The sequence below is a fragment of the Streptomyces sp. CNQ329 genome (assembly GCF_000482585.1).
This window is the reverse complement of sequence record NZ_AXVU01000035.1, coordinates 57,975-67,685: the sequence shown is the minus strand read 5'-3', so window position 1 is coordinate 67,685 and position 9,711 is coordinate 57,975. Positions and strand designations below refer to the sequence as shown.

Here is a 9,711-nt window from a genome sequence, read left to right as displayed (position 1 = left end):
ACCGGCGAACTCGGCCATGGTCCAGCCGTTCTTGCGCTGCAACGGGGAGAGGAGCCCACGCAGGTACTGAAGGGCGTGCCCTTGGGACTCCGGGCGGTAGAACAGTGGGGTTATCCGCTCGCCCAGCGCGGCGAACTCTCGGTCCCAGACGGCTAAATCGGCCGGGCTGACGGCGTCCGACGGACAATCTTGATCACGGGGCTGTGTCGTGGCCACAGCCAGAGTCTCCCACCACCCCATGATCAAGATCTAGCCCTGTAGTACTAGCGCTTGGAGAACTCCTGGTACTCCTTCAGCACGTCGTCCGTCGGCCCGTCCATCACCAACTCGCCCTTCTCCAGCCACAGCACCCGGTCGCAGGTGTCGCGGATGGACTTGTTGGTGTGGCTGACCAGGAACACCGTGCCGGCCTGCTTGCGCAGTTCGCGCAGCCGGGCCTCGGAGCGCTTGCGGAACCTCAGGTCGCCGGTGGCCAGGGCCTCGTCGATCATCAGCACCTCGTGGTCCTTGGCCGCGGCGATGGAGAACCGCAGCCGCGCCGCCATGCCGGAGGAGTAGGTCCGCATGGGCAGGGTGATGAAGTCGCCCTTCTCGTTTATGCCGGAGAAGTCGACGATGCTCTGGTACCGCTCGCGGATCTGCTCGCGGGTCATGCCCATCGCCAGCCCGCCGAGCATCACGTTCCGCTCGCCGGTCAGGTCGTTCATCAGCGCCGCGTTGACGCCGAGGAGCGAGGGCTGGCCGTTGGTGTACACCTTGCCGCTGTGCGCGGGCAGCACGCCCGCGATGGCCTTCAGCAGCGTCGACTTGCCGGAGCCGTTGGAGCCGATCAGGCCGATGGCCTGGCCGCGGTACGCCGTGAAGCTCACCCCGCGCACCGCGTGCACCTCGCGCACCCTGTTGCTCTTCTCCCGGCGCAGGATGCGGTTGAGGGCGGCGGCGCCGCTGCCCTTGCCGCGGGCCCCGCCCTGCACCCGGTAGACGATGTGCACGTCGTCCGCGATGACCGTGGGTACCCGCCCGCCGTCGGGCGTGTCGGCCTCGGCGCGGCTCGCCGGATGTTCAGCCACGGCCATATCGCTCCTCAGCCTTCCAGAAGAACACGAAACCGAACGCGCCGACCACCACTGCCCAGCCCGCCGCCAGCAACCAGACGTTCGGCGGCATGTAGCTCTTCGGGTAGTCCCCCATGAGGGCGAAGCGCATGAGGTCCATGTATACAGCGGCCGGGTTCATCGCGACGAGGTCGGCGGCCCACTGCGGCGCATTCGCCCGCACCGTCATCATGTACTGCAGGGGGAACATGACGCCCGAGCCGTACATCCAGGCGCGCAGGATGAACGGCATGAGCTGCGCCAGGTCCGGGGTGTCGCTGCCCAGCCGGGCCACGACCATCGCCAGACCGGTGTTGAAGACGTACTGCAGCGCCAGGATCGGCACGATCAGCAGCCAGGTCCAGTCCGGGTACCAGCCGAAGGCGACCAGGATGACGGCCAGCACCGTCATCGAGTAGAGCAACTGCTGCAACTGCTGCAGCGAGAACGAGATCGGCAGGGCGGCCCGCGGGAAGTGCAGTGCCCGCACCAGGCCCAGGTTCCCGGAGATCGACTTCACGCCCGACATCACGGACTGCTGGGTGAACGTCCAGACGAACACCCCCGTGACGAGGAACGGGATGTAGACGTCGTTGCTCATCCCGGCCCGGCCGCCGAGCAGCACGCCGAAGATGAAGAAGAAGACCGTCGCGTTCAGCAGCGGGGTCAGCACCTGCCAGACCTGGCCCAGCTTCGCCCGGCTGTACTGCGCGGTGAGCTTGGCGCGCGAGAAGGTCATGATGAAGTGGCGGCGCGCCCAGAGCTGCCGCACGTACTCGGGGAGCCCGGGGCGCGCGCCGCTCACCGAGAGGCCGTACTTGGCGGCCAGCTCGGCCGGGGACAGCCCGTCGTCGGGATGGCGCTTGGGCGGAGCGCCCACTGCCGTATCGCTCACAGTCGGTAACTTTCGTCCTCAGACACTCAACGGTACGAGCTTGTCAGATCACGGGCGGTCGTCCCAGCCGGGTCAGCCGCCACACCGTACGCCACTTCATGGGCTTGCGCGGCCCGCACGGTGCGCGCCAGCCCTCTCGGAAGCCTACGAGCCATGATTTCAGCACAGCCGGCGAGGGGCTGCGTGCCACGGTGAGAAGGAACCAGACACCGAGATAGACCGGGACGAGCGGCAGCGGAAGGTTCCGGCGGGCCAGCCAGACGCGGTTGCGGGCCACGTTGTGGTGGTACGTGGCGTGCCTGCTGGGCGGCATCGTCGGGTGGTGCAGGACCAGGTCGGCGCGGTAGTCGATGTGCCAGCCCGCATCGAGCGCCCGCCAGGCGAGGTCGGTCTCCTCGTGGGCGTAGAAGAAGGCGTCCGGCAGCCCTCCGACCTCCTGGAACACCGCCGTGCGCACCGCATTGGCGCCGCCGAGGAACGTGGTGACGCGCGAGGAGCGCATCGGGTCGGAGGCGCGCAACCGGGGCACGTGCCGGCGCTGTGTGAGCCCGGTCACGGGGTCGGCGATGCGGAAGCTGACGATGCCCAGCCGCGGGTCGGCGGCGAACGCCTCACGCACCAGCCGCGCGGTGTCCTGCTGGGGCAGAAGACCGTCGTCGTCCAGAAAAAGCAGCACGTCGACGTCGCGGCCGCCGTCGCCGAACGCCTCGATGCCGGCGTTGCGCCCGCCGGGGATGCCCAGGTTCTCGGGCAGTTCCACGACCCGTACGCCCTGCGGGATGTCCGGCAGGGTCACGCCCTGGGCCACGACGACCACCTCGACCGGCGCGCCGTCCTGCTTGGCGACCGACTCCAGCAGCGCGCGCAGCTCCTCGGGACGCTGGCCCATCGTGATGACGACGGCACCGAGCCGGACCTCCCCGGGGCGCTGCGGCGCCGGCCGCCGGGGCTGGTGTTCATGTGTCATTCCGCTCACCGCAACCTGTTGGAGGCCAGGATGCTGACCAAATGGAGGAGGGTCTGGAGCATCGCTATCGCGGCGAGTACGGCGACACCGATCCGGGAGAAGTACAGGTCTCCCCTGACCAGGTCGAGGATCGCCAGCAGGAGGATGACGAGTGACGCCTCGATTCCCAGGATCAGCCGGTGGAACTTCAGCGCCGACGCCGCCTTGCGGGCCACGGCGACTCCCGACGAGCGCGGCTCGGCCGCGGACTCCTTGACCGGCGGCAGCCCCTGCTGGTGGCGGGCGACGCCGACGAGGTCGGTCTCCGCCTTGATCAGCACGGCGCCCAGCGCGGCGAGGGTGCCGAGGAAGGCCCAGAGCCAGTCGACGGAGCCTTCGCCCCACGGGTCGGCGGCACGCAGACCGAAGCCCACGAGCACCGCCGCGTCGCAGAGGTACGCGCCGACCCGGTCGAGGTACACGCCGCCGAGGGAGAACTGCTGTTTCCAGCGGGCGACCTCCCCGTCGACGCAGTCGAGCAGCAGGTACAACTGGACCATCAGCACGCCCAGCAGGGCCCCGGTGATCCCGGGGACCAGCAGCGCCGGGGCGGCGAGGACGCCGGCGAGCGTCATGACGTACGTCAGTTGGTTGGGCGTCACCCGGGTGTTGACCAGGTGCCGGTCCACGCGCAGCGAGATCTCGCGCATGTACAGGCGCCCGGCCCAGTGTTCCCCGCTGCGCCGGTCCTTCACCCCCGCGGGGTGGACCACGGGCCGTAGCTCAGCTACCGATGGCTTTGGCATAGTCGGCGTAGGCGTCTCTGATCTGGTCGGCGGACAGGTCGAGGTGTTCGAGGATCGTGTACCGGCCGGGCCGGGTCTGCGGGGCGAACTCGATGGCCTTCACGAACTCGTCATCCGCGAAGCCGATGTCGTCGGCCAGCACGGGCAGCTTGTGCCGGCGCAGCACCTGCGCCATCAGCAGCGCCGTCTCCCGGTCGCCGCGGAGGAACGTGGCGAAGGTCCCCCCGATGCCGCACTGCTCGCCGTGGAGCGCGCAGCGCTTGGGGTAGAGCAGGTCGAAGGCGTGGCTGATCTCGTGGCACGCGCCGGAGGCAGGGCGGCTGTCGCCGGCCACGGACATCGCGATGCCGCAGAGCACCAGCGCCTCGGCGAGGATGACGAGGAAGTCGTCGTCGCCGATCCCGCCGGGGTGGCGCAGCACCGAGTCGCCGGCGCTGCGGGCCATCGCGGCGGCCAGCCCGTCGATGGGCTCGCCGGTCTCCCGGTGGGACAGCTCCCAGTCGGCGACGGCGGACAGCTTGCACGTCACGTCACCGATGCCGGCGCGGACGTAACGCGCCGGGGCCTCACGGATGACGTCGAGGTCGATGACGATCGCGATGGGGTTCGGCACGCCGTACGAGCCTCGCCCCGCGTCGTTGTCGAGCGTGGAGACCGGCGAGCAGAGGCCGTCGTTGGCGAGGTTGGTGGCCACGGCGACCATCGGCAGGCCGACGCGGGCCGCGGCGTACTTCGCGGAGTCGATGACCTTGCCGCCGCCGAGGCCGACCACGGCGTCGTAGCGGCCCGTGCTCTTGATGGAGTCGGCGAGCCGCACCGCGCCGTCGATGGTGCCGTCGGCGTCGGCGAACCAGTCGGCGCCGGGCAGCGCCGGCGCGAAGCGGTCCCGCAGCGCCTGCCCGGAACGCGGGCTGATGGCGAAGGCCAGCCGGCCCGACGGCGCGACACGCTGGTCGGAGAGGAGGTCTGCGAGGTCGTCCAGCGCCCCGGCCCGGATGTCGACCGTCAGCGGCGACGGAATCAGGCGGGTCAGTACCGGCACGCGATCTCCCTGCCCTTGGCGAGGTCGTCGTGGTTGTCGATCTCGACCCAGGCGACGTCGCCGATGGGCGCGACGTCGATCTTGAAGCCGCGGTTGACCAGCTCCTGGTAGCCGTCCTCGTAGTAGAGGTCGGGGTCGCGCTCGAAGGTGGTCTTCAGCGCGTCGGCCAGGTCGTCGGCGGCGGAGCCCTCGATGAGGGTGACGCCGATGTACTCGCCGGTGGCCGTGGCCGGATCCATCAGCTTGGTGATCTTCTGGACGCCCTTCTCGGGGTCGGCGACGACCTTCATCTCCTCGTCGGCGAGGTGCTTGACCGTGTCGAGGGCGAGGATGATCTTCTTGCCGTCGCCGCGGGCGGCCAGCAGGGTCTTCTCGACGGAGACGGGGTGGACGGTGTCGCCGTTGGCGAGGATCACATCGTGCCGGAGCGAATCCCGGCCGCACCACAGGGAGTAGGCGTTGTTCCACTCCTCGGCCTTGTCGTTGTCGATCAGGGTGAGCTTCAGCCCGTAGGTGCGCTCCAGCGCCTCCTTGCGCTCGTACACGGCCTCCTTGCGGTAGCCGACGATGATCGCCGCCTCGGTGAGCCCGATCTCGGCGAAGTTGCCGAGGGTGAGGTCGAGGACGGTGGTCTCGCCGTCGACGGGCACCAGGGCCTTCGGGAGAGTGTCGGTGTAGGGGCGCAGACGCCGTCCGGCGCCGGCGGCCAGCACGAGGCCGATCATGCGGGTTCTCCTGTTTCGTCGTGTACAGCGGGGGCTCCGGAGGAGACCCAGAAGCGGATGCTCTCGGTGAGCACCACCAGCGCCACGGCCGCGGCCATGGCCGCGAGCGCGAACGTGAAGCGCGTGCCGGTCAGCAGGGCTGCCGCCAGCGTGACCGCCAGCGCCCGTCCCTCGTGCCCGCCGATCGCCCGCACCAGCCGGCGCGGGGGCGCACCCGTGCCGCCGCGGATGCGGTACACGGTGTCGTAGTGATGGTAGGCGACCGCGGCGACCAGTCCGAAGGCCGCGGGAAGCGCTCCGTTGACCTCGGAGCGGGCCGCGAGCACCAGGACGAGACCGTACTCGGCGGCCCGGAAGACCGGCGGCACAAGCCAGTCCAGCGGGCCGGCCAGCGGCCGGGCGACGGCGAGTGCCGACGTCAGGACGTAGACGGCGGCGCCTATCAGCGGCCACCAGGTGCCGTACGGGGTGACGAGTGCCAGCGCCACGAGGAACGCGCCGCCGGCGGCGGCGAGGGCGGGCGCGGCGTACGACGGCAGGGAGCGCACGGAGGCACGCAGGGAGCGAGAGGCGGCCTCGGCGAGCGGGCCGGTGTCGGTCAGCTCGTCCAGGGCCTTCAGCGCCTGCCCGCTGCGCTGGGCGCGGCGTCTGAGGGAGCGCAGCACGCGGCCCGCGGTGGTGTACGAGGCGGCGAGCGCCATGCCGATGAGCAGCACGACGAAGACGACGCGCGGCGTGGTGACGGCGGTGAGCACGGCGATCAGCGCCCAGCGCTCGCCGATCGGCAGCACGACCATGCGGCGCAGCCACACGGTCCAGCCGAGCCGGTCGAGCCGGTCGGAGAGGGCGAAGGCGGGGCCGTTCCCGTCCCCCCCGGCTCCGCGGGCGGGGGCGGTGCCCCCGGCCGCGGCGGCGGTGCCGGCGATGGACTCGTTGAAGGCGAAGTCCACGACGTGCCGGCAGATCTGCAGCACCATGGCGCCCAGCGCGAGGGCCCACACGTCGTCGCCGTCGGCGTTGGCGGCGCCGAGGGCGAGACCCGCGAAGTAGGCGTACTCCTTGGCCCGGTCGAAGGTGGCGTCGAGCCAGGCGCCCATCGTGGAGTACTGCAGCGAGTAGCGGGCGAGCTGGCCGTCGGTGCAGTCCAGCACGAAGGAGAGGAGCAGCAGCACGCCGGCGGCGACGAAGCCCGCGCGGGTGCCGGTGGCCGCGCAGCCGGCCGCGAGCACGGCGGTGGCCAGCGAGGCGGTGGTGACCTGGTTCGGGGTGAGGCCGCGGTTGGCGCACCAGCGGGCGAGGTAGCGCGAGTAGGGGCTGATGAAGAAGGTGGTGAAGAACCCGTCGCGGCTCTTGACCGCGGCGCGCAGCCGGGCCTTCTCCTCGTCCACGGCGGCGACCGCGTCCGTCGCCCTCGCCCGGGCCAGGGCGTCCTCGGGGACGGCCGCCACCAGCACGCCCAGCTCCGGCCGGGCCAGCGCACCGCCGGAGTCGGCGAGCTGCGCGGCGGTCTGCTCAGCGACGCCGTCCAGGGTCCGGCTGCGCATCACCGCGCGGGCGAGCGCGGTGCGGGCGGCGGACGTCCGCACCGCGACCACGCCGGGCAGGGCCGCGGCGGGGAAGCGGGGGTCCGCCAGCGTGAGGCGCAGGCTGTGCCGGTGGCCGACGAAGCGGCTGTCGACGAGCGCGACCCGGCCGTCCTCGGGCAGCAGCGCGAGGACGGTGGCGGCGTCGGCCACGTCCGCGGCGGTACGCACGTCGTCGTAGCCCAGCGACGCGAGGTCGCTCTCCAGCGGGGACCCGGGGACGGGGGGGCCGATCAGGATTGCGGTCCGCAGACGAACTCACTCCTTGGCAGGCGGGACGGCAGGCGGGTCCGCCCCTCCCCCGTCCGGCCGGGCGGCTGTCGGCAGAGGTTAGCGGATCCCTGGAACCACGGGTTCACCGCCCGTTCGCCTCGACCGGGTGGCGATCATCATTTCGCAGCTCGCACCCGTGCTCCAAACCGGGGCGGTAGTGTTCCGCCATGACGTGGTTGATCACCGGCGGGGCCGGATACATCGGCGCGCATGTCGTGCGGGCCATGACGGGTGCCGGGGAGCGGGTCGTCGTCCTGGACGACGTGTCCACCGGGAACCCGGCCCGGCTGCCCGCGGACGTACCCCTGGTGCGCGGCACGTTCCTGGACCGGCTGCTGCTCAACCGCACCTTCGCCGAGTACGGCGTCACCGGCGTGCTGCACCTGGCTGCGAAGAAGCAGGTCGGCGAGTCCGTGGAGCAGCCGCTGTCGTACTACCGGGAGAACGTGCACGGTCTGGGCGTGCTGCTGGAGGCCGTGGTGGCCGCGGGCGTGCGCCGCTTCGTCCTCTCCTCCTCCGCCGCCGTCTACGGCATGCCCGACGTCGACCTCGTCACCGAGGACACCCCCTGCCTGCCGATCAACCCGTACGGCGAGACCAAGCTCGCCGGCGAGTGGCTGCTGCGGGCCACCGGCCGCGCACACGGGCTGGCCACGGCCTGTCTGCGCTACTTCAACGTCGCCGGGGCCGACGCCCCGGAGCTGGCGGACACGGGCGTGTCCAACGTGGTCCCGATGTTCTTCGAGCGGCTGACCGCCAACGAGCCGATGCGGATCTTCGGCGACGACTACCCCACCCCCGACGGCACGTGCATACGCGACTACGTCCACGTCGTCGACCTCGCGGGCGCCCACCTGGCGGCGGCCCGCCGGGTCGCCGCCCCGGCGGTCTCCGGCGACCTGACGGTGAACCTCGGCAGCGGCACCGGCGTGTCGGTGCGGGAGCTGGCCGAGGTCGTCGCCGAGGTCACAGGGCGCCGTGAGCACGCTCCGGTGATTCATCCCCGGCGCCCCGGGGACCCGGCCCGGGTGGTCGCGTCGTACGAGCTGGCGGCCAAGGAACTGGGCTGGGTCCCCCGGCTGGACGTGCGCGCCATGGTCGAGTCCGCCTGGGCGGGCTGGCTGCACGGCCGTCCGGCCGCGCGGCGGGGCTGACCAGCCGAGACGCTCGCAGGAGCGTTTCCGCAGGTCAGACGATGAAAACCGACTTCATGTCAGGGTTTGGCGAATACCCCCTGCCCGTAGTTCACTGAGATCGCCGGGCAGGTACGAGGGCCTGTCCGGGACCACCGGGAACGGAGGGCATGCGGCATGGGTGCAGGGCACGACCATTCCCACGGGCCGGCCGGCGGTACGGCCTCGGCGGCGCACCGCGGCCGGCTGCGCATCGCCCTGGTGCTCACCCTGTCGGTGCTGGGCCTGCAGGTGGTCGGCGGGGTGATCACCGGCTCGCTGGCGCTCGTCGCGGACGCCGGGCACATGGCCACCGATGCGGTCGGGCTGTCCATGGCGCTGCTGGCGATCCACTTCGCGAACCGGCCGACCAGCGAGCGGCGCACCTTCGGCTTCGCACGGGCCGAGATCCTGGCGGCGCTGGCCAACTGTCTGCTGCTCTTCGGCGTCGGCGGCTACATCCTTTATCAGGCGGTGCGCCGCTTCCTGGACCCGCCGGAGATCGAGGGCGGACTGACCTTCGCGTTCGGTGTCGCCGGCCTGGTGGTCAACCTGATCTCGCTGGCCCTGCTGATGCGCGGCCGACGGGAGAGCCTGAACGTGCGCGGCGCCTTTCTGGAGGTGCTGGCGGACGCCCTGGGGTCGGTCGCGGTGATCATCTCGGCTCTGGTCATCGTCACCACCGGCTGGCAGTACGCGGACCCGGTCGCCTCGCTCGCCATCGGCTCGATGATCATCCCGCGCACGTTCCGGCTGCTGCGCGAGGCGCTGGACGTGCTGCTGGAGGCGGCGCCCAGGGACGTGGACGTCTCCGAGGTACGGACGCACATCCTTGAGCTCCCGGGGGTGATGGAGCTGCACGATCTGCATGTGTGGACGATCACCTCGGGAATGCCGGTGATATCGGCGCACGTCGTGGTCAAGGAGGACGTGCTGCAGTCGGTGGGTCAGGAAAGGTTGCTCCACGATCTCCAGGGGTGCCTCGGCGATCACTTCGATGTCGACCATTGCACGTTCCAGATCGAGCCCGCCGGACACGCCGCGCACGAGGCCCATCTCTGTCATTGAGCCGCCCCCGGTGAGGCAGACTGAACGAGGCGTTCCGCCGGCTCCGCCCGCCGCGGGACCGGAGCGCCGCCGCACCGGACGCCGTAGATCGGACGCAAAGGATGTTC

Annotated in this window: 9 protein-coding genes and 1 pseudogene; 2 read left to right on the top strand and 8 right to left on the bottom strand. The window is 71.1% G+C overall.

Features of this window, described 5'->3' with window-relative positions; all coding sequences use genetic code 11:
• The 8 genes and pseudogenes from I003_RS36525 to I003_RS0122215 form a co-directional block, all read right to left on the bottom strand.
• Nucleotides 1–216 (bottom strand): annotated as a pseudogene (locus I003_RS36525) (hypothetical protein); the annotation flags it as partial.
• A gap of 47 nt (nucleotides 217–263) precedes the next feature.
• A complete protein-coding gene (locus I003_RS0122245) occupies nucleotides 264–1,076 on the bottom strand; it encodes an ABC transporter ATP-binding protein (protein ID WP_027773531.1) in 813 nt (270 codons plus the stop codon).
• The gene (locus tag I003_RS0122240; protein WP_027773530.1) at nucleotides 1,063–1,974 is read right to left on the bottom strand and encodes an ABC transporter permease; all 912 of its coding nucleotides are present in this window, start codon (nucleotides 1,972–1,974) and stop codon (nucleotides 1,063–1,065) included. Before I003_RS0122240 ends, I003_RS0122245 begins: the two co-directional genes overlap by 14 nt.
• 58 nt (nucleotides 1,975–2,032) lie before the next feature.
• A complete protein-coding gene (locus I003_RS0122235; RefSeq protein WP_027773529.1) occupies nucleotides 2,033–2,956 on the bottom strand; it encodes a glycosyltransferase in 924 nt (307 codons plus the stop codon).
• A 5-nt stretch (nucleotides 2,957–2,961) separates the two neighbouring features.
• Entirely contained in the window at nucleotides 2,962–3,741 is a 780-nt protein-coding gene (locus I003_RS0122230; RefSeq protein WP_051368378.1) for a CDP-alcohol phosphatidyltransferase family protein, read from the bottom strand.
• On the bottom strand, nucleotides 3,719–4,783 hold the full coding sequence (locus I003_RS0122225) for an iron-containing alcohol dehydrogenase family protein (RefSeq protein WP_027773527.1): 1,065 nt from the start codon (nucleotides 4,781–4,783) through the stop codon (nucleotides 3,719–3,721). Before I003_RS0122225 ends, I003_RS0122230 begins: the two co-directional genes overlap by 23 nt.
• On the bottom strand, nucleotides 4,771–5,508 hold the full coding sequence (locus I003_RS0122220) for a phosphocholine cytidylyltransferase family protein (RefSeq protein ID WP_027773526.1): 738 nt from the start codon (nucleotides 5,506–5,508) through the stop codon (nucleotides 4,771–4,773). The genes I003_RS0122225 and I003_RS0122220 overlap by 13 nt, the downstream gene beginning before the upstream one ends.
• Nucleotides 5,505–7,343: a CDP-alcohol phosphatidyltransferase family protein gene (locus tag I003_RS0122215; RefSeq protein WP_051368377.1), complete on the bottom strand. Its 1,839-nt coding sequence runs from the start codon at nucleotides 7,341–7,343 to the stop codon at nucleotides 5,505–5,507. The genes I003_RS0122220 and I003_RS0122215 overlap by 4 nt, the downstream gene beginning before the upstream one ends.
• Nucleotides 7,344–7,531: 188 nt before the next feature.
• Here I003_RS0122215 and galE point away from each other — a divergent pair, with 188 nt between their 5' ends.
• On the top strand, nucleotides 7,532–8,518 hold the full coding sequence (galE, locus tag I003_RS0122210; RefSeq protein WP_027773524.1) for a UDP-glucose 4-epimerase GalE: 987 nt from the start codon (nucleotides 7,532–7,534) through the stop codon (nucleotides 8,516–8,518).
• A gap of 156 nt (nucleotides 8,519–8,674) precedes the next feature.
• On the top strand, nucleotides 8,675–9,604 hold the full coding sequence (locus I003_RS0122205) for a cation diffusion facilitator family transporter (RefSeq protein WP_027773523.1): 930 nt from the start codon (nucleotides 8,675–8,677) through the stop codon (nucleotides 9,602–9,604).
• Nucleotides 9,605–9,711: the final 107 nt, after the last annotated feature.